This window comes from Odoribacter sp. Z80 (assembly GCF_009935865.1).
Taxonomy (GTDB): Bacteria; Bacteroidota; Bacteroidia; order Bacteroidales; family Marinifilaceae; genus Odoribacter.
Window position 1 is genome coordinate 42,986 of sequence record NZ_QWEL01000003.1, and the last position, 20,742, is coordinate 63,727.

Genomic DNA, 20,742 nt, shown 5'->3' on the forward strand with positions numbered 1-20,742 from the left:
AGAAACTGTGAATGAGAGATTAGTCATCATCCCGACCTACAACGAAAAAGAAAACATCGAGAATATCATCCGATGTGTATTTTCTTTAGAGCCCGCTTTTGACATCCTGATTATAGAAGACAATTCCCCCGACGGAACAGCACAAATCGTCAAAAGGTTACAACAGGAATTTCCCTCCCTCTTTATGATAGAGCGCCAGGGAAAACTCGGATTAGGAACTGCTTACATCACCGGATTCAAATGGGCTCTGGAACATCAATACCAATACATTTTCGAAATGGATGCGGATTTTTCCCACAATCCTCAGGACTTGATAAGACTGTACGAAGCTTGCGTCCACGGAGCAGATATGTCTATCGGCTCCCGTTATGTGACCGGAGTAAATGTAGTGAACTGGCCCATGAGCCGGGTCCTGCTGTCCTATTTCGCCTCAAAGTACGTCAGAATCATTACAGGCATGAAAATCCACGACGCAACAGCTGGTTTTGTCTGCTACACCCGGAAAGTATTATCTTCGATTTACCTCGATAAAATCCAGTTCAAAGGCTATGCCTTTCAAATAGAAATGAAATTCACAGCCTATTCCCTAAAATTCAAATTAGAAGAGGTACCCATTATCTTTACTGACCGGACTCTGGGAACTTCGAAAATGAGCAGGGGAATTATTAAAGAAGCGGTATTCGGAGTAATTACAATGAAAATCCGCGCCCTCTTGGGAAAAATCAAAAAAGGAACTGATGCCGGAAAGCTATGAAAAAAATTATCAAGGACGGAACTCTGATTAACGAAGGAAAGAAATTCAAGGCCCATATTGTCATTAAGAATGATAAAATTATCCGAATAACAGAATTTCTTTCGGAAGCAGACCTGGAACAGGCAGAAATTATAGACGCCACAGGATGTTACGTCATTCCGGGTGTTATTGACGACCAGGTACATTTCCGTGAACCAGGACTTACCCATAAAGGGAACATAGCCGAAGGCAGCCGGGCTGCCGCTGCCGGAGGAGTCACTTCTTTTATGGACATGCCGAATGTCATGCCGCCCACCACAACGCTTTCCCTTTTAAAAGAGAAACAGGAAATTGCTTCCCGCACTTCCCTGGTCAATTATTCCTTTTATTTAGGGGCCACAACAGAAAATCTCCGGGAAATAAAAAAAGCTGATCCGCACACTACTTGCGGCATTAAAGCCTTTATGGGATCTTCCACCGGAAATATGCTGATAGATAACCTGTCCGCATTGGAGCAGCTGTTTTCCGAATGTCCTCTGTTAATCGCAACCCACTGTGAGGACACCCCTACCATCAACGCCAACTTAGCGTTATACAAAGAAAAATACGGAGAAGACATCCCGGCATATTGTCACCCCCTCATCCGCAGCCGCGAAGCCTGCCTGAAAAGTTCATCGCTGGCCGCGTCATTGGCCCGGAAATACAACAGCCGACTGCATATCCTCCACTTAAGCACAAGTGAAGAAATTGCATTATTGGATAAAGGCCCCCGGAGCGACAAAAAAATTACCGGCGAAGTCTGTGTTCACCATCTCTGGTTCAACGACCAGGCATACCAGGAAAAAGGCCATTTCGTCAAATGGAATCCCGCCATCAAAATGGAAAACGATCGCCAGGCTTTGTTGAAGGCAGTAAACGAAGGAATCATTGATGTCATTGCCACAGACCATGCTCCCCATACCCTTGCGGAAAAAAGCGGACCTTATACCCGGGCAGCCAGCGGAGGCCCCATGATACAGCATTCCCTGACCGTCATGCTCGAACTGGCAGCGCAGGGAGCCATCAGTCTGGAAAAAGTCGTAGACAGCATGTGCCATGCCCCGGCAAAGCTTTTCAACATAGAAAAACGGGGATTCCTGAGAGAAGGCTATAAAGCCGATATCTGTATTTTCCACCCCTCATCCTGGCAGGTAACAAAAGAAAATATCCTCTACCAATGCGGCTGGTCTCCACTGGAAGGACAGGTTTTCCAATATCAGGTACAAACCACCCTGGTTAACGGAAAAACAGTTTACCACAAAGGAGAATTTCCGACCTCCGACTGCGGAGAGATTCTGACATTCCATCACACCATGTAAGTCAGGAAACAAGCACCCAGGAATAAAACAAACATCAGGTTTCCGAAAATAACTGTCCGGTAAGTCAGGAAATATTGACTATAAATAAAAGAGAGAGGCAAAGCAATCACATACATAAAGTCGTAATAATTGCCCGGAATTAAAAATAAAGTAACGGTCAGGAAAATCAGCATAGAAACCAAAGACAATATACCTCTTCGCTGGTTGACGGTCAAGATTGAATAACGAACGGATAAATTGTACAATGCCACCAGCAAAAGGAACAAAAGCATCCCCAAACGCACAACTTCAACAACCGGAAGACGATGGATATATTCTCCGACCAATAAATTATAAACGAAACTATCCGGTAGAGAAACCGGACTACCTATCCAAAAGTAATAAAACGTCAAAAACACTACCGGAGTCAAAAGCCCCAGCAACAAAGCCGTGATATCCTTTAAAGTCGAACGCCCTGAAAAAAACAACACGCATATAGCCCACACAACCAACAAGACAAATTTAGGATAAACGGCCACTGACAGCATAATCAACATTCCGAAATCATACAATGCATGATTGTCCTTAATATCATTAATGGCAAGTTGCAACCTTTCCACAGCCAGGATAATAATAAAAACAGAAATCAAAAGATTATCAATACCCAGGCTCACCAACATACCAGAAGTCAACAACACATACAACAGCGAAGGCAAAGTAGTGGTCTGATACAATAACTTGAATCTCTCATTAATAAAGAAAATCAGATAAGCCACTCCCAGCACTATCAGAGACCCTATGACCGACAACCAGGACTTATCCAGATAATCGAAAGCAATATTGATACTCCCCTTTACCGGCACTCTGCTCATGGTTTCACCCGGAAAATAGCCGTCTAAAAAAGCAATTGCCATGACTAAAAACGGCAATACAACAAGCATATATAAACGCCGGGATTTTAAAAAATCATTCATAGAATAAAGTGACACAATATCAGGGTTATAAATCAAAAATATTTATCCGGATCAACAACCGGACAACAAATCCTGCCCAATATCCCGACGATAATTCATATCCTTAAAAGTGATTTTCGCTACATTGCAATAAGACCGTTGCAAAGCCTCTTCCATCTTATGTCCAAAAGAACTGACAGCCATAACGCGTCCGCCGTTAGTCACAATCTGCCCCTCCGCCAGTTTGGTTCCGGCATGAAAAACGATACTGTCCTCAACCTTTTCAAAACCGGAAATTACATTTCCTTTTTCGTAACTCCCCGGATACCCTCCTGCCACCAACATCACCGTTGTACAATACCGCTCATCCAGGGCAAAAGCAGTATCGGCCAGACAACCCGTAGCAACAGCCCGGAACAATTGCACTAAATCTGTCTTCAGACGTGGCATGACAACTTCTGTTTCCGGATCGCCCATTCTCACATTATATTCTATCACTGCCGGCCCTCCGTTGTCATTCATCAGCCCGAAGAAAATGAATCCGCGGTAATCGATTCCGTCCTTCTTCAAACCTTCCACCGTAGGCCGTATGATTTTTTCTTCCACTTTGCGGTTGAACGCTTCATCTGCAAAAGGCACCGGAGAGACAGCCCCCATACCTCCTGTATTCAACCCTGTATCTCCTTCTCCTATCCGCTTATAATCCTTGGCAGAACCCAATATTTTATAATCTTTACCATCGGTAACAGCAAAAACGGAAATTTCTATTCCATGCAGAAACTCTTCTATAACTACCCGACTACTGGCCTTCCCGAATTTTCCTCCCAGCATACTTTCCAGTTCCCGTTGCGCTTCTTTTAAATCCTGTAATATCAACACCCCTTTCCCGGCCGCCAGCCCGTCTGCTTTCAGTACATAAGGAGGCCGTAACGTAGCCAGGAACTCTTGCCCTGCGGCAACATTCTCCGGAGTAACCGTCATATAGGCAGCGGTGGGAATTCCATGCCGTTTCATAAACTGTTTGGCAAAATCTTTGCTTCCTTCCAGGATTGCTCCGTCCTTTCCCGGACCTACAATCATCAGGTCCTTGAACCGGACATCGCACTGTAAAAAATCACGGATACCTTCCACCAAAGGGTCTTCCGGTCCGACAACCACCATCTGTATATCCTTTTCAACGACAAAAGCAGCTATCGCCTCAAAATCCGTCACCGAGATATTCACATTCTCAGCAATACCGGCAGTACCGGCATTGCCAGGAGCTACATATAGTTTTTCCAATTCCGGACTTTGAACCATTTTCCACGCTAAAGCATGCTCACGTCCTCCGCTTCCCAGTAATAAAACTCTCATATTTTTGTTATTCTGATATTTTTACAATATGATGCAAAAGTAATAAAATATGGCAACACATTGCGTAATAAAGCAACTGACTTGCCGAATTAAGATATATTATCAATGGTATAATTCAGAAAGCGGTTGAATTTATATAATTTCCTGAAAACACGGTCTGTTTTTTCCAGCATATCCTCACCCTCAAACCAACTGTCCGGTTTTATCGCTCCGACATCATAGTGTTTATATTTCAATAAATCCGCTTCCGGGAAATCTGCCGGAAAAGGGGCCGGCACTTTCTTCAATTTGTCAGTAGGGTCTATTTCCGGAAATTCGGCAATAAATTCCGGGTCACGGATAATACCGGTAAACTCCTCCATGTTATCATAAATATCCTGACGCAGGCGTTTCAACAAAGCCGGTTCAGGACAATAACAACCTCCTGCCAACATACTATTCCCCGGCTCCAGATGCAAATAATAACCACACCGACCGCTATTCCGGCCCCGGAAACCACAAATATAAGTCCCGAAATGCGTCTTATAAGGACTTTTATCCGGAGAAAAACGGACATCCCGGTAGATACGATACACACAATCTTTCGCTCTTAACCCCTTGACTTCCTCATCCCAAAGACCGATACGGGCAATCAATTCGTCTGTCAGCGCCTCAAAGCCGGCTTTTAACTGCAAATACCTCTCCTTATGTTCCACAAACCACTCCCGGTTATTGTGTGCCTTTAACTCCTTCAAAAAGGCAAAGATATTTCCGATTAATTCTCTTGATGCCATCTGATTCATTTCTTACGAAGTTTTCCTGACCATATGCTTCATCTCAAAAGGGATTTCCATAGACACTTCCATAAATCCCCCATACTCTCCGCCGACATACCAGGGAGTCTGATAAATTAATTTTTTTACTCCGTTTTTTTCAATGGTATAAACATTGGTCCGTGGATTTTGCAACATATCCGCCAACATCGAGTGTGCCGGTTCCGGATGACAATCCAACACATTCTTTCCGACCAATTCCTCCCTTCCGGGTTTCAGAAAGGTCTTGCGCGATTTATCGTTCATGTCAACAATCCGGCCGTCCTTGTCACAAACGGTCACTGCAAAATTTACTTCTTTAAAATAATCCATGATATCCTGTTTTTACAATTCAACGATATTGGCATCCCTTCTGTTCCCTATTCTCTCAGCAGCAATACAGTCCCCTGCGTTGTTTCAGGTATTCCGGAATCGTTGTTTTTACCAGTCCATACATCATCATTTCCGAAAATTGCCTCTGCACGCCAGATATAGACTCCCTGTGGAAGCCGCTCACCCTTTCTGTTGCAACCATCCCACCCCTCAGAAGGTTTCCCGTCTTTCAAAGCCGTCGTTTCCCAAATCTTATTACTATGCTGATCAAATATCTCCAGTTTATACCGTACCAACCCCATCCCGATGCCGTTAAAACGGTTAACCTGCCCATTCAGACTATGCGGAATAAAAGTGTTGGGAAAATACAACCCTTTCAACATCACCTCATGCTCCAATGTCGCCGTATCCCGGCAACCATATTGATTCTCGGTAATCAACGAAAACGTATATATTCCGTTTTCCATAAACTCCAAATATTGATTTCCTGCCGTATGTTCGATTCTATTCTCTGGCAACACCCAAATATAATCAAAATATCCCTCAGGAGACATATTCATCAACTCTACTTTCTGCGGTCGTCCGTTCGTCACCCGCTTTTCCAAAACGGCATGCGGCAAAGCAGCCACATGCATATACCCCGTATAATCCTCCGGGCATCCTTTATCACTGACAGCATGCAATACAACCTCATAACCCAACAGCGAATCGGTCGTATTCACATACCAGTGTTCCCCGGCAGATGTTTCCGGACTTCCGTCCCCATAATCCCACATCATTTTATCTGCCTCTCCCTCAACTTGCGGCACATAAAGATAAGGAGAACATACTAACGTATCCCAGGGAACAATATGCAATACCGGACGTGGATGGACTGTCAGCAAAGCCTCTTTTACTGAACGGCAGGCAGCCCTGTTGTCACCCACGGCTTCCAACCGGACAGGATAACTTCCCGGTTCTTTATAAACATATGAGAAAGAAGGAAGAAACATTTCCGACTCATCCCCCAAAGTCCATTTTATCCATTTTAAATGCTGGTCTGTCGCAAAAGCAAAATGAAATGTATCACGGTCACAGTTTTCTTGCTCCAACTGCAAATCTATTTTCGGATTCCCAATAACGTTTATGAACTTACTTGTCGTATCCGACGAACACCCGTTATCCACATATAACAAAACTTTATACCTCCCGCTATCCCGGTAAGCATGGCATACATTCCAGGAAGTGTCGCGCACCTCATCCCCGAAATCCCAGTATCTGTGAGTAATCTCCCGTGCCGTATCTCTCGTATAATTTGTAAAACAAATTTGTTCTCCCACACAAATATCATCCTTCGGACGGTCGAAAAAAGCCCGGATACTTTGCGCCAATACCGTTAAAGGCTGCATGAGACTATCTCTCCCGCACCCGTTGATAGCCACCAACGATATTTCAAATACTTTCCTCACAGAATCCGTCACATACAAATAATCCAGCGGCTCAAACACATTCAACGGCTCTGACCCATCACCCATATTCCAAAAATATCGATTATGGGAACCTGTAGAGGTATTGAGCACCCGTAAAGTCAGGGGCGAACAATTCCTTTCACCGTTCTCAAGCCGAAAATCCGCATGAGGCAAGGAACCTACGCTCAGGGAATCTATTTTTTCCGTTTCATTACAAATATTATATACCCTGAATTTCAATTGATACACCGTATCTTCCTGAGTTGAATAAAAGACCTGCGGGTTTTCCGGGACAAGAGCCTCAGACCTCGTTCCATTTCCCAACACCCACTCGAAATGCAGATTATGGTCGCTGTAGTCTCCTTCTTCGACCTTGATTTCAGCCGACACTTTAGGACCACATTTCCTATCCACATGGAAAGTAAAATCCGCTGGCGGAGCATCATTCACTACTTCTATCCGATGGACGGCAGAAGTATCCAGACATCCGTGAACCGACTCAGCAACCAAAGTAACATCGTAATATCCGGACGAATCATAAACAAACCCTCCGTTTCCCGGTAATGTATCCCAAACAGCTCCCGCATAATACTCCCACATATACCGCTTTATTTCCACATCCTCATTCACCGTAAAATCAGCCAGGACTCCCCGGCAATACTGCGGTTTAGACGTAAAAGCGGTATCTGGCAATGCATGCACCGTCATCACCGTAGAATCGGCATTTACACAGTGATGCACATCTTCATACCGATAAAAAACGGTGAAATCTCCGATACCATTTGCCTGAAAATGATGTTCCGGTAGCAATTGCTCCCCCAAATACCAATTTCCCCGGTTCTGCTGCCACACCGCGCCAGCTGTAGAATCTTGTCCCACCAATAACTGCGGGGCATGATTCAGACACATCTCCCGGGAAATTCCCGCCTCAACGTGAGGCAAAGGCCACACATGCATTTTCATTTCCGCCGAATCGACACAGGAAAAATTATACAACTTATACACCAACGGCACATCCAATTCCTCATACGCCCCGAATTGCGGATTAAAATAGTAGTTGTCTCCTTCATTGTACAATATCTCCCCGGCATGAGGTATATCTGCATTCTTTAACGACCAGATTCCGTTTGCGGGCTCCGCCGTCAACAAACGCACTTCCCGGCTCCGGGTGCAAATGGAATCATCCCGGATGGAAGTAATCGGTATAAACTTATCCGCCTGAATCCGGAATACCGCCTTCCCAGGCGTTTGACAACGGTTCCAGTACTTCACCTCCACTGTATAATCTCCGTTGTGAAAACGAATATCCGGATAAAGCGACGTATCAGCAGACATTCCCAGATACTCATATCCTCCGGAAACTACATCCGGATTTTCAGTAACCAACCACCGGGCTGTACGAACAGCATCATTGCGCGGATCAATGATAATCCGGGCATCTTCTTTCCCTTTAAAATCAAAAGGCTCACATACTGCCAAAACATCAGCTATCGTCACTTCCGGCACACCACTTACCGTCACCGGAAAAAACGGAAATTCCTTTTCGGAACAAGGTCCTACCGCCTTTACAAACACCCGGTAATCCCCATATTTTGTAAAAGTAATCACAGGCAATTGTTCGGTCGAAGTCCGGCCTCCATCCTGAAAGACATACCCGTCCGCTGTTCCCTCCACCCGCCATTCCCAACGGATCCCACCATCTGCATTGGTTGTATTCATGAACGTAACCGTCTCTCCCTCGCAAATTTCACCAGTCCCTACCATCGTAATATTTCCTAATATTTCCGGGTCATAAACATGAAACGTCTTAATATCCTGCAAGGAATCCTCTTCACATCCCAGGGTATGCGAAATCAAACCGACTTTCACACTGTAATCTCCCGGTTTATTAAATGTAATTTTCGGATATTCGGCATGTATGTCATCCACGACATAACCCACACCTTCACCCAAAACACCCTTAACTTCCCATCCTACTTCCGGTACATTATTAAACCATTGATAAGTGACATAATCGCGCATATCATATTCCCCCATACAAACCCCGTCAATTTGCCGCAAAGCGACTTTCGGATCTTTTTGCACCGTAATCCGGAAAGTAGTGTCTAAGGTCCCGCAAAAACCAGTGGCCGCACCCCGGACCTCATAATCCCCCCAATGTCCGAAACGGATTTCAGCCACCCGCTTATCATTCCCGTAATCTCCGAATGCCACCGTATTATCCGGCGGAGTTACCGTCCAGGCATACATCAGAGGGTCGTTTTCCGCCGTTTCTGCCTTTAATACAAACGACAATGAATCTCCTTCACAAACCAGATTATCGGTTACAATCCCCGTTATCGACATCGCAGAATTACGCACCCGGATATTTCTTGTTTCAATCTTTGACATCGTGTTATCCGGACAACCAGCCGATTCCAACTCCACCGTAAAACTATAATTGCCCGGCTTATGAAACAATAAAGTCGGCTTCGGGGTATGGATATCTCCCTCTAAAAACTCCCATCCGCCATCATCCGGTGAAATTGTCCATTTCACCCGCTCCGGATTATTATAAAATTCATATATCACCGAACTGGAAAAGAAGAAAGGATAAGCAGGTCCCGGGCATACCGCTTCGGGCGGTTCAAAAAAGAATATAGAAGGATCTTTACGGACATGCACCTTATACACCATATCCACAGCCCCACACCCCGAAGATGTATACATATGCAATTTTACCTCATAATCACCATACTTGTCAAACCGTATCACCGGCGAAGCACTGGTGGGGTTCGTACCATTCGCAAAACTGGTCTTTGCCGACGGTTTTACCGACCATTCGTATTGTAAACGGTCGCCGACCGAAGTATTTGTAAAACTGACAACCCCATTCTCGCATATATTCAGCGATGTCGTATCTATCTTCACGGAAATCGCGGGATCATAAACAACAATCTCTTTCATTCCTGTCAACTTCGTACCACCACACCCTGCATCCGGTAATTGCATCTTCACCTGATAAACACCGGCTTGTTTGAAACGAAAAACAGGAAAAGGGGATTGCGCACCCGTACCGTCCAACCACTCGACATCAGCATTTCCCACTCCTCCCTTCCGGGTAATGGTCCAATTCGCTTTCTCCTCATTACCATTCCAGGCAACAGAAACATAAGAAGCCATATTCACCGCTTCCGGCAGACAACTCTGAGCAGGAAGGTCATAACGAACCAATTCCGGGTCCTGTCTTACGGTAACTACCGTATCTGTCTGGTCGTGAGAGCAAACATTCTCTACATACAATGTAATTCTATATCTTCCCCAATGATTGAATTTCAGACGGAGATGTCCTCTGTCCTCATACTCGGGAACCGGAAAACCGTCTAAAGATACAACTGACCAGGTAGATGTAGCCTGATCTCCCCAACTTCTATTCTCGACCAATAACTCTTCCCCTACACAAAGTTCATTCTTATCCAATGCCATGATAGCCTCTGTCCGGTTAATCAAATTCACCGGATACTCCACAGAATCCGTGGCACAGGCATATTTATTGCTGACTTTCAGTTTAATCTTGTAAGGATCTATTCCTACCTGCTTATACTCAATGTAAGGCTCCCACTCCTCCGATGTTTCCCCGTTCCCAAAATCCCAGAACGCAATAGGATCACCCATACCACAATCGGAATCAGTTCCCCCTGTCGTTATATTCCGCAGTTCAAGTTTCTCATACGTACACACTTCCCTTTTCCCCAGATGGTCAAATGTAAACCTCGCATTAAAAGGAACAGCCACAGCCTCGGAAAGTGTACCCAATTCCCCGCTGTAACACTCGTTCTCATAAGTCAATGAAACTTTAAAACCCTCCTCATGGCCAAACATCGAACAATAAGATTCCTTATACTGATGCACAAACACTCCCTGACCGTTCACTAATTTGGAACGATCCAGCTCATCCAGACCGCTACCGTCATCATAATCCAGGAAATAACGGGTCCTGTCCGTATCTCCCGACAAAATCACTAATGTATATTTAACATCAGAATCCAAACACTTCACCCACTCATTCTCCCTCTCCAGCCTTGCATTCACTTTCCCTACAATCTTCAATACATACCCTCTGATTACCTTAATCCCGTCCGCCCTCTCTCCAATGAATTTCAAATTGAAACTTCCCTTTTCCTTATATTCTATTGTCTTTAAACCTCCCGGTCCCGCCATATCTATCTCATCACTTCCATCTCCCAAGGACAATTTAAATGAAATAAATTTACCAACGCCGGTCTCATTCTTCAATTGGAACCGGAATGGCGGTTCACCGTCATTGCAAACCAAAATATACCCATTCACATATTCATTTCTATATGACAACTCCAAATCCGCCGATGTTTGCCCATACCCCTTGCCCGGCAGCAATGAAACACACATCAACAATAACCCTATAATAAACTTCATCTCCATAACCCATTAAAATTTAAACGCCCTTTTCCGTGTACTGCGCATTGACTTAACACGCTTTGTGTTATTGGGGGAATGCTCAAAACGGAGGACACAACGCTTTGGTGTTATTTTAAAATACCAATGCAATGACAGGGAATGACTGGTGTTTTTATACATGGTCCCCTGATGAGTAGGCATCTCAAACGTATAACCAACTTTCCAGCCCGAATCATTATTGGCCATGATATTAGCCCCTAAATGCAACAACAAGGTACCCACCTGCAACCCCTCATACTGGTCACTCCGCAACCCCAATCCAATCATTCCGAAACGTTCTTCCTCCCAATAGACCCCGAATTGAAGATTACGCATTACCGATTGCACATCCATCATCAAATAAGGAGAAAGTATCGTATTCCATTGATTACCAAATATCAAAGGGTGTGAATAAGACAGATAACCGGAATATCGCCGGTTCAGCAAATTTTTCTCAGAGGATTTTGAGCCGTGCTCCGACAAAAACGACTGGGTGGATTCGATAATGTGATAGACCGAAAAACCATATTCCAGACTTGCCACACCGTGCCAGGCAATATTGAAATCTGTCTCTCCGTAAATACCAGCCCCAATGTCGAACATCGTCACCCTGTCCGCATAAAAGTTAATCAACTCAGGCGATACGTCCAAAATCTGTCCGTAAAACGGGTCGAACTGGTCGCCCAGGGTAATTCTTGACGGATCAACGCTCTTGTTGTACAAAGAGGGTTGTATTCCTACCTGAAGCACAGTGGAACGCGCCACTTTCGCCCGGGCAGAAACCGCCGCAGAAAAGGTATTGGTGACATACATCAACGAACCTTCCTGGTCGCGCTGATAAAACAGGGAAACACCTCCTAAACCGAAGGTCCGCTTCTCCTGAAAAGCATAATCCGCCGCCACAAAATAAGAACGGAAATCCAGCGGATTACTCCAGTAAGCTCTCTGCATCCCGACACTCACGCCTGCCAAACCGTTAAAACCTGTATAAGCCGGATTATTAAACGACTTCCACATAAAAGGATGAGTCACTTTCGTATCCTGCGCCAACAACACTCCGCCCCAAATCCAACACCCAATTAGTATAATTATGTTTTTCTTTATTTTCATAAAACACTCCGCCAAACCTGACTCGGAAATCAAATATATATAGTTACATTATCTGGCAAACTTAACTCATTTTTATATTTGTTCAAAATTAATAAGAAGCATTCTATAAAAAACAAAATGTATTTCTTTGGCTATGCCCGAAATGGTTTTCAGAACTGGTTCTTCCGACGTTTTTATAATTTCTCTCGTTCACTAACCGGCGGAAAAATAAAAACAGAATCCATTTTTTTTCGCATAAATTTTGTAGCATTCAAAAAAATCCATATTTTTGCAACGCTTTTGAAAAATTCCTTAGTAGCTCAGTTGGTTAGAGCGGCGGACTGTTAATCCGTAGGTCGTAGGTTCAAGTCCTACCTGAGGAGCCGGAGTTCTTTCATACTTCAAAAGCAAATTCCTTAGTAGCTCAGTTGGTTAGAGCGGCGGACTGTTAATCCGTAGGTCGTAGGTTCAAGTCCTACCTGAGGAGCCAAGCAGGACAAGCCACCGGAAACGGTGGCTTTTTTATTTTACCCCCCCCCACTCCATAACAAAACAACTAAAATTAATATTCCGAAGAAGAAAGCTATAAAATGTCAATTTTTTACTATTTTTATACACTCAAAATAAAGTACCTGTATTAAGACTATGGATATGTCCCTATTCATTACAGGTTCCAACTTTAGGGAACACAATCAGCCACAGGAGAGAAAAAGGCAAAGTTGAATAAAATAAAAATACAATTATGAACAAACTGAACAACATTTGTAATCAATTTCAATTGGAAGGAACAATTCTGACGGTAAAACCGTTAGGAGAAGGATTTATCAACGATACACTACTGATTACCACTGCTGAAGCTACAGCCCCTAACTATATCTTACAACGGAAAAACAAAAACATTTTTCAGAATATCCCCGCCATGATGGATAACATCCAACGGGTGACTACTCATCTGAAGAAAAAAATCGTTGCCGCCGGAGGAGATCCCATGCGTGAAGCAATGACTGTTGTTCCCACCAAAGACGGAAAACTCTATTATCAGGACGAAACTGGCGAATTCTGGGCTGTATGCATATTTATCGGCGACACCATTGCCTATCAGAAAGCAGATACTCCGGAACTGGCTTATCAGGGAGGAAAGGGAATCGGAAAATTCCAGGCAATGCTGTCGGATTTCAAAGAACCATTAACTGATATCCTGCCCGGATTCCACAATATCCGCTACCGCTTCAAACAATGGGACGAAATACTCGCCAACGATCCGGTGGGACGTAAAGCCACCGTTCCCAGTGAAATCCAATGGATTGAACGCCGCCGCGAAGAGATGCTTCACTTCTGGGAACTGGTAGAAAAAGGAACTATCCCTACCCGTATCACCCACAACGATACCAAAATCAACAACATCCTGTTTGACAAACAAGGCAATGTACTTTGTGTAATCGACCTGGATACCGTATTGAGCAGCACTTGTCTGAATGACTATGGCGACGCTATGCGTTCTTATACCAACACCGGACTGGAAGACGACGAAAACCTCGATAATGTTTCCATAAACATGGATATCTTCCGGGGATATACTCAAGGCTACCTGTCGGAAACAGCCAGCTTCCTCAATCAAAGCGAAATCGACTACCTGGCTTTCTCTGCAAAATACATTACCTACGAACAGGTATTACGCTTCCTTATGGACTACATCGACGGAGACAAATACTATAAGGTGAAAAGCCAGACTCACAATCTGATCCGTGCACGAGCCCAACACAAATTACTGCAAAGCATGGAGGCAAACTACACCCAAATGTGTGACATCGTAAAAGAAGAAATAAAGAAAAGCAGGCAATAAACCTGCTCCGGGAAACAACCTCCGGTAAATATCGGGCCGAAGCTGATTCTTTCACAGGAACGACTTCGGCCCGTTTATTAAATAATCCCCAACCCACCTGAAACATCAGGACTCATCCGTCACTTTTACTTTATCTATATGGTATTCCAAAGCCTTCACTGAAATCTGGATTTCCCGGATGGAAATACTCAACGAAATCACCAATAAAAGCAAAGCTGCCCCAAAAACATACACCGCCGTTTCCTGCCATCCAATGTAAATAAACAAAGTACAAACTACACAAAGCAACAAACTGCTTACCCCAAAAATCTGCATCAACCGGGTCATATAAAGCCGCTTACGCAGGTTATCTATCTGTCGTTGAGTCATCGGTGTCGGATTCTGTTCATGCTCGGTCCTCAAATTCCGGATAACCGCAGCATACGCCAGAAAACGATTGGTATACGCTAACATAATCAGCGAAATAGCCGAAAACAGTACAGAGGGAGTCGTCAAAGTCAATTCTTCCATAAATATAATTCCTAAAATACCCCAAATTATAAAGTACACTCCTCAGCCGGACGCTGCAATAACCGCTTTCTCTCCTCCGGCCCCTCACTTCCCGCCGGATAGTAGACCAATCCCTCCTGCGGATTCTCTCTCCACTGCTGCAATATCGGCTCAATAAAACGCCAGCTCAACTCCAGGGCATCCGTACGGATATAAAGGGTAGAATCCCCTTGCATGGCATCCAGCAACAACCGCTCATAGGCCGTAGCAATATAAGTATTGCACAAAGACCCGTAAGCAAAATCCATGCTCACCTGTTTCACTTCAAAAAAAGACCCCGGTACTTTCAACCCGAACCGCAGGGATATACTCTCCGGAGCATCCACTTTCAACACCAATTGATTACAGGAACTGCACGAACACATTCCACTGAACAAATGGTGAGGCACATTCTTAAAATGAATGTTTATTTCTGACTTTGACATCCCCATCCGTTTTCCCGTATAAAAATAAAACGGCACTCCTCCCCACCGCCAGTTATCAATATAAAAACGCATAGCCACATAGGTTTCCGTTGTGGAATCCGCCGCCACTCCTTTCTCTTCACGGTAAGCCGGTAGCACTTGACCACCTATTTCCCCGGCAACATATTGTCCCCGTACCACATCATCCGCCGTCAGGGGATGAAGCGAACGGAACACTTTTGCCACCTCATCTCGCATCAACTCCGCATCAAAAGCAGGAAGTGCCTCCATGGCCACAAATCCCATCAATTGCATCAAATGGTTCTGAACCATATCCCGGAACGCCCCTGCCCCTTCGTAATACTTTCCCCGGTTTTCCACACCCAAAGTCTCCAATGCATATATTTCTACCGAATCAATATAATTCCGGTTCCATAAAGACTCAAAAATCTGGTTCGCAAACCGTAATACCAATATATTCTGCACAGTTTCCTTACCCAGAAAATGGTCTATCCGGTAAATATCATCCTCCCGGAAAATAGAAACAAGATGTCTGTTGAGCAACCGGGCAGTTGTCAAATCATGGCCAAAAGGTTTCTCTACAATTATTCTGCGCCAACCTCCCGTTTCAACAGGAGTGTTCAACCCACATTTCCCTAATGCAGCCGAAACCAATTCATAATTCCGGGGCGGTATGGCCAGGTAAAACAATATTCTGTCCCCGATATCTTCCTTCTTACGAATCGCAGCAATCCGCTCTGCCAATAAATGATATTCTTCCCATTGGTCCGTATTAAGAGTCAAATACTGCACCCGCTCTAAAAACTGGTCCAATTTCGCTTGTTCCGGCAACTCCCCCTTTAAAAATTTTTTCAGGTTCTCTTTTTGTTCCCTCCGGTATTCTTCATCGGAAAAGGAAGTCCGGGCAACTCCCAAAATGACGAAATGCTCCGGCAACATATCCCGCTCAAACACTTCAAACAAAGAAGGCAACAACTTGCGTCTGGTTAAATCTCCGGAAGCCCCGAAAATGACCAATATCTGATTGTCCGGTTTCATATACTCCATGTAAAATCATTCATTATAAGTACCCGAAATACCTCCTCCGGTTTCATTCCAGTCCGTATGGAAAAACACACCTCGGGAAGCATCTGTCCTCTCATACGTATGTGCTCCGAAATAATCCCGCTGTGCCTGAATTAGATTCGCAGACGAACGGGAAGTCCGCAATCCGTCAAAATAAGTCAAAGCAGATGCCATACAAGGAACCGGGATGCCATTCACTAAAGCCATAGCGGTAACCTTCCGCCAAGCTCCCAAAACCTCCGCCATGCGCCCCCTAAAGAAATCATCAAACAACAAATTCTCCAATTCCGGCACATTCTCATAAGCCCGGGTTATCTGCTCCAAAAAGACAGAACGGATAATACACCCCTTCCTCCAAATCTTAGCCAACATGCCATAATCCAATCCCCAGCCATAATGAACAGAAGCCCTCCGCAACAAAGAAAATCCCTGAGCATAAGAAACCAGTTTGGAAGCATACAAAGCATGTCCCAACCACTCGGCCAACTCTTCCTGTTTTCCCAAACCACCCCGAACCTCCGAACGATAATACCCTGCCGCTTTTTTCCGCTCGTCCGGAAGAGCCGATAAAAAACGGGCCAGCACCGCTTCCACAATCAAAGTCAATGGATCTCCTTCCTCCAGTGCAGCAACAGCCGTTAATTTCCCCGTTCCTTTTTGCCCCGCAACATCCAGAATGTGGTCCAGCAAAAAACTACCGTCAACTTCCCTCATCCGGCAAATTTCCGAAGTAATACCCGTCAGATAACTATTCAATTCTCCCCTATTCCACACTTCAAAAATCCCGGCAATCTGGTCATTTTTCAATTGTCCGTAGTCTTTCAACAGCAAATAAGCCTCGGCTATCAACTGCATATCCCCATACTCAATACCATTATGTACCATCTTGACATAATGTCCAGCACCTCCCGGCCCTATCCATTCACAACAAGGAGTACCATCATCCAGACGGGCAGCAATAGCCTGCAACAGATGCTTCACCAAAGGCCATGCGGCAACAGAACCTCCGGGCATGACGGAAGGACCGGTCAAAGCTCCTGTCTCCCCACCGGAAATACCTGCACCTACATAAAACATTCCCCTCTCCTCCACCTCCTTCATCCGGCGTCCCGTATCCCGGAAATCCGAATTTCCTCCGTCAATAATCACATCCCCCGGCTCCAGGCAGGGTAATAACTCCCGAAGCACATCATCCACCGGCTGGCCGGCCCGAATCATCAGCATCACTTTACGCGGACGTTTCAGGGAAGTCACCAATTCTGCCAAAGAATAAGCCGCTACAAAATTCTTCCCTTTTCCCCGTCCCCGCATAAAACGGGTCACTACACTCTCCTTCCCGGAATGTAAACGGTTATATACGGAAACCTGAAAACCCCTACTCTCAAAATTAAGAGCCAGATTCTCGCCCATCACTGCCAAACCGACCAAACCAATATCAGACAAATTCATATAAAACAATATTTACACTATTACTACGTTTTTCTACAGGTAAGGTTCAGAAACAAGACCTGTGTACCACTCCTGATATATACACCAAAAATAAAAACGGGAATCCCGAAGGAATCCCGTTTTATCTGCTACCGTCTGTTTCTATCCGTCAGCGTCTGTTACATTGATTTTACCGGTTTACAAAAACAAGCTTACCATCCTGGACATCCACCACAATCCGATGGTCTTTAGTCACCTGTTCAGCCAATATCTGCTTAGACAAATCGTTCAGCAAATACCTTTGAATAATCCGCTTCACCGGACGGGCTCCGAACTGAGGATCATAACCCTCCTCTGCTATCCATTCCACAGCCTTATCCGTCAACTCTATACCGATACTGTTGTTAGCCAACATTTTCTGTAAAGATCTCACCTGCAAACGGACAATATCCACAATCTCCGCTTTTTGCAGAGGAGTAAACATAATCACTTCGTCAATACGGTTCAGGAACTCCGGACGGATGGTCTGTTTCAGCAATTCATAAACCTCATTATTGGTTGACTCCAATACCTGTTCCCGGTTTTTATCATTCAAATCTTTCAGTTTCTCCTGAATGATATGGGCTCCTATATTGGATGTCATAATGATAATCGTATTTTTAAAATCAACTGTCCGGCCCTTATTGTCTGTCAGACGTCCGTCATCCAACACCTGCAAAAGAATATTAAACACATCCGGATGTGCCTTCTCTATCTCATCCAACAATACCACTGAATAAGGTTTACGCCTGACAGCTTCTGTCAATTGGCCTCCTTCATCATATCCGACATACCCCGGAGGTGCTCCGATCAATCGCGACACCGAATGCTTTTCCTGATATTCCGACATATCAATACGCGTCATCTGCGATTCATCGTCAAATAAAAATTCAGCCAGGGCCTTTGCCAATTCTGTCTTTCCAACCCCCGTCGTTCCCAGGAAAATAAAAGAACCTATCGGACGGCGGGCATCCTGCAAACCGGCCCGGTTACGCCTCACCGCATCCGCCAGGGCAGCAATAGCCACTTCCTGGCCTACAACCCGTTTATGCAGCTCCTCTTCCAAATGCAATAACTTTGCTCTCTCACTCTGCATCATCCGATTAACGGGTATTCCCGTCCATTTCGAAACGACAGCGGCAATATCATCGGCAGTCACCTCTTCACGAATCAGCGACTCTCCATGTTTCATATCTGACAACTTCTTTTTCACCTCTTCTATCCGCTGTTCGGCATCTTTCATCTTTCCGTACCGCAACTCCGCCACCTTACCGTAATCGCCTTCCCGTTCGGCCCGTCCCGCCTCGAACTTATACTGCTCAATGGCATCTTTATTTTTCTGGATTTCATCAATCAGCGAACGTTCCGATTCCCACTGAGCCCGCAATTTGGTACGTTCATCATTCAAATCAGCCAGTTCCTTTTTTATTTCATCCAACTTTTTACTGGTTCCTTCCCGCTTTAAAGCCTCCTTCTCAATCTCCAATTGTTGGATTTTCCGGTCCAGCTCATCTATCTCTTCGGGTACGGAATTCATTTCCAACCGCAATTTAGCCGCCGCCTCATCCACTAAGTCTATGGCCTTGTCCGGCAAAAAACGGTCAGAAATGTACCGGTGAGACAATTCCACCGAAGCAATAATAGCATCGTCTGTAATCCGCACTTTATGGTGATTTTCATATTTCTCCTTCAACCCCCGCATAATACTGATTGCGCTCATCACATCCGGCTCATCAATCATCACCTTCTGGAAACGCCGCTCCAAAGCCTTATCCTGTTCAAAATACTTCTGATATTCATTCAAAGTAGTCGCACCGATTGCTCTCAGGTCGCCGCGGGCCAGGGCCGGCTTTAAAATATTGGCGGCATCCATCGCTCCCTCGGACTTTCCAGCCCCAACCAAAGTATGGATCTCATCAATAAACAATATAATCTCCCCTTCGGAAGCCAGAACCTCATTTACCACCGCTTTCAAACGTTCTTCAAACTCCCCTTTGTATTTTGCTCCGGCAATCAAAGCTCCCATATCCAGCGAAAATATCTGTTTCGAAGCCAGGTTCGTGGGCACATCCCCGTTGACAATCCGCTGGGCCAACCCTTCGGCTATAGCCGTCTTACCGACTCCCGGCTCCCCAATCAATATCGGATTATTCTTTGTACGCCGCGAAAGAATCTGCAATACCCGCCTGATTTCATCATCCCGGCCGATTACCGGATCCAATTTTCCGTTCCGTGCCCGTTCATTCAGATTGATGGCATATTTTCCCAAAGCGTCGTAACTATCTTCGGCAGACTGGGAATTTACCTTGGACCCTTTCCGCAACCCCACAATAGCCTCTTTGGTTTCTTTTTCCGTCATACCGCTGTCTTTCAACAACTGCGACACCTTGTCGCGCATATCCAGCAAGCCCAATAAAATATGTTCCAGCGAAATATATTGGTCTCCCATCTCCGCAGCCATCCGGGCAGCCTTTTCCAAAGCCTTGTTGCTATCGGCAGACAAATAAGCTTCCCCTCCCGATACCTTGGGATAAGCATCTATAATCCGATCCAAAGCAGCCGCTAAATTAGAGCCATTGATCCCCAATTTATTAAAAATAAACTGCGTGACATTTTCACCCACATTCATGACCCCTTTCAGCAAATGCCCCGTTTCTATCGCCTGCTGGCCTTTTCTCTGTGCAAGCTCCACCGCATTCTGCAACGCTTCCTGCGATTTGATCGTGTAATTATTCATATTCATCATCTTACATTCTCCTTTCCATTGACAGAAATTACAAATCTTATACCGATTCACACAAAGAAAGGTTTCATAGAACATTTTAGAGATATTTTGCCAAATTGACATAATAAATACAAAAAACAAGACAGAAAGTCAGAATATTCTCTGAAATCAACTTT

13 protein-coding genes and 2 tRNA genes are annotated in these 20,742 nt (G+C 44.9%); 5 read left to right on the forward strand and 10 right to left on the reverse strand.

Annotation, left to right across the window (positions count from 1 at the left end; genetic code table 11):
• Positions 1-7 precede the first annotated feature (7 nt).
• Together D1136_RS03655 and D1136_RS03660 are read left to right on the forward strand one after the other, a co-directional pair.
• Positions 8-754, forward strand: a complete 747-nt coding sequence (locus D1136_RS03655; RefSeq protein ID WP_161876283.1) for a polyprenol monophosphomannose synthase — start codon at positions 8-10, stop codon at positions 752-754.
• Entirely contained in the window at positions 751-2,091 is a 1,341-nt protein-coding gene (locus tag D1136_RS03660) for a dihydroorotase (RefSeq protein ID WP_161876284.1), read from the forward strand. The genes D1136_RS03655 and D1136_RS03660 overlap by 4 nt, the downstream gene beginning before the upstream one ends.
• On the opposite strand, the gene D1136_RS03665 is transcribed toward D1136_RS03660, so the two are convergent.
• The 6 genes from D1136_RS03665 to D1136_RS03690 all read right to left on the reverse strand — a co-directional run bounded on the left by D1136_RS03665 (position 2,079) and on the right by D1136_RS03690 (position 12,513).
• On the reverse strand, positions 2,079-3,011 hold the full coding sequence (locus D1136_RS03665; protein ID WP_161876285.1) for a hypothetical protein: 933 nt from the start codon (positions 3,009-3,011) through the stop codon (positions 2,079-2,081). The genes D1136_RS03660 and D1136_RS03665 overlap by 13 nt on opposite strands.
• Before the next feature lie 84 nt (positions 3,012-3,095).
• The gene (gene purD, locus D1136_RS03670; RefSeq protein WP_161876286.1) at positions 3,096-4,376 is read right to left on the reverse strand and encodes a phosphoribosylamine--glycine ligase; all 1,281 of its coding nucleotides are present in this window, start codon (positions 4,374-4,376) and stop codon (positions 3,096-3,098) included.
• A gap of 89 nt (positions 4,377-4,465) precedes the next feature.
• Positions 4,466-5,149, reverse strand: coding sequence for a DUF2461 domain-containing protein (locus tag D1136_RS03675; RefSeq protein ID WP_161876287.1), 684 nt, complete (start codon positions 5,147-5,149; stop codon positions 4,466-4,468).
• 12 nt (positions 5,150-5,161) lie between these two features.
• Positions 5,162-5,500 carry a PAS domain-containing protein gene (locus D1136_RS03680; protein WP_161876288.1) on the reverse strand — a complete coding sequence of 113 codons (339 nt, stop codon included), beginning with the start codon at positions 5,498-5,500 and terminating at the stop codon, positions 5,162-5,164.
• A gap of 47 nt (positions 5,501-5,547) precedes the next feature.
• Positions 5,548-11,388 (reverse strand): PKD domain-containing protein, encoded by a 5,841-nt coding sequence (locus D1136_RS03685; RefSeq protein WP_161876289.1) that lies wholly within the window; start codon positions 11,386-11,388, stop codon positions 5,548-5,550.
• Positions 11,389-11,394: 6 nt separating this feature from the next.
• Positions 11,395-12,513 carry a PorP/SprF family type IX secretion system membrane protein gene (locus D1136_RS03690; RefSeq protein ID WP_161876290.1) on the reverse strand — a complete coding sequence of 373 codons (1,119 nt, stop codon included), beginning with the start codon at positions 12,511-12,513 and terminating at the stop codon, positions 11,395-11,397.
• 288 nt (positions 12,514-12,801) lie between these two features.
• Here D1136_RS03690 and D1136_RS03695 point away from each other — a divergent pair.
• The 3 genes from D1136_RS03695 (at position 12,802) to D1136_RS03705 (ending at position 14,335) form a co-directional block, all read left to right on the forward strand.
• Positions 12,802-12,875 (forward strand) — tRNA-Asn (locus tag D1136_RS03695).
• Positions 12,876-12,905: 30 nt separating this feature from the next.
• A tRNA-Asn gene (locus tag D1136_RS03700) sits at positions 12,906-12,982 on the forward strand.
• Positions 12,983-13,231: 249 nt separating this feature from the next.
• On the forward strand, positions 13,232-14,335 hold the full coding sequence (locus D1136_RS03705) for an aminoglycoside phosphotransferase family protein (protein WP_161876526.1): 1,104 nt from the start codon (positions 13,232-13,234) through the stop codon (positions 14,333-14,335).
• 105 nt (positions 14,336-14,440) lie between these two features.
• On the opposite strand, the gene D1136_RS03710 is transcribed toward D1136_RS03705, so the two are convergent.
• The 4 genes from D1136_RS03710 to clpB all read right to left on the reverse strand — a co-directional run bounded on the left by D1136_RS03710 (position 14,441) and on the right by clpB (position 20,584).
• A complete protein-coding gene (locus D1136_RS03710; RefSeq protein ID WP_161876291.1) occupies positions 14,441-14,845 on the reverse strand; it encodes a DUF2721 domain-containing protein in 405 nt (134 codons plus the stop codon).
• 26 nt (positions 14,846-14,871) lie between these two features.
• The gene (gene zwf / locus D1136_RS03715) at positions 14,872-16,356 is read right to left on the reverse strand and encodes a glucose-6-phosphate dehydrogenase (RefSeq protein ID WP_161876292.1); all 1,485 of its coding nucleotides are present in this window, start codon (positions 16,354-16,356) and stop codon (positions 14,872-14,874) included.
• Between the two features lie 6 nt (positions 16,357-16,362).
• Positions 16,363-17,823 carry a decarboxylating NADP(+)-dependent phosphogluconate dehydrogenase gene (gene gnd / locus D1136_RS03720; protein WP_161876293.1) on the reverse strand — a complete coding sequence of 487 codons (1,461 nt, stop codon included), beginning with the start codon at positions 17,821-17,823 and terminating at the stop codon, positions 16,363-16,365.
• 169 nt (positions 17,824-17,992) lie between these two features.
• Positions 17,993-20,584, reverse strand: a complete 2,592-nt coding sequence (gene clpB, locus D1136_RS03725; RefSeq protein ID WP_161876527.1) for an ATP-dependent chaperone ClpB — start codon at positions 20,582-20,584, stop codon at positions 17,993-17,995.
• Positions 20,585-20,742: the final 158 nt, after the last annotated feature.

Excerpts from the sequence above, each read along its gene's own strand:
- D1136_RS03660 (WP_161876284.1), top strand. The coding sequence starts at position 751 with ATGAAAAAAATTATCAAGGACGGAACTCTGATTAACGAAGGAAAGAAA.
- D1136_RS03665 (WP_161876285.1), bottom strand. The coding sequence starts at position 3,011 with ATGCTTGTTGTATTGCCGTTTTTAGTCATGGCAATTGCTTTTTTAGAC.
- purD (WP_161876286.1), bottom strand. The coding sequence starts at position 4,376 with ATGAGAGTTTTATTACTGGGAAGCGGAGGACGTGAGCATGCTTTAGCG.
- D1136_RS03675 (WP_161876287.1), bottom strand. The coding sequence starts at position 5,149 with ATGGCATCAAGAGAATTAATCGGAAATATCTTTGCCTTTTTGAAGGAG.
- D1136_RS03680 (WP_161876288.1), bottom strand. The coding sequence starts at position 5,500 with ATGGATTATTTTAAAGAAGTAAATTTTGCAGTGACCGTTTGTGACAAG.
- D1136_RS03685 (WP_161876289.1), bottom strand. The coding sequence starts at position 11,388 with ATGGAGATGAAGTTTATTATAGGGTTATTGTTGATGTGTGTTTCATTG.
- D1136_RS03690 (WP_161876290.1), bottom strand. The coding sequence starts at position 12,513 with ATGAAAATAAAGAAAAACATAATTATACTAATTGGGTGTTGGATTTGG.
- D1136_RS03710 (WP_161876291.1), bottom strand. The coding sequence starts at position 14,845 with ATGGAAGAATTGACTTTGACGACTCCCTCTGTACTGTTTTCGGCTATT.
- zwf (WP_161876292.1), bottom strand. The coding sequence starts at position 16,356 with ATGGAGTATATGAAACCGGACAATCAGATATTGGTCATTTTCGGGGCT.
- gnd (WP_161876293.1), bottom strand. The coding sequence starts at position 17,823 with ATGAATTTGTCTGATATTGGTTTGGTCGGTTTGGCAGTGATGGGCGAG.
- clpB (WP_161876527.1), bottom strand. The coding sequence starts at position 20,584 with ATGAATATGAATAATTACACGATCAAATCGCAGGAAGCGTTGCAGAAT.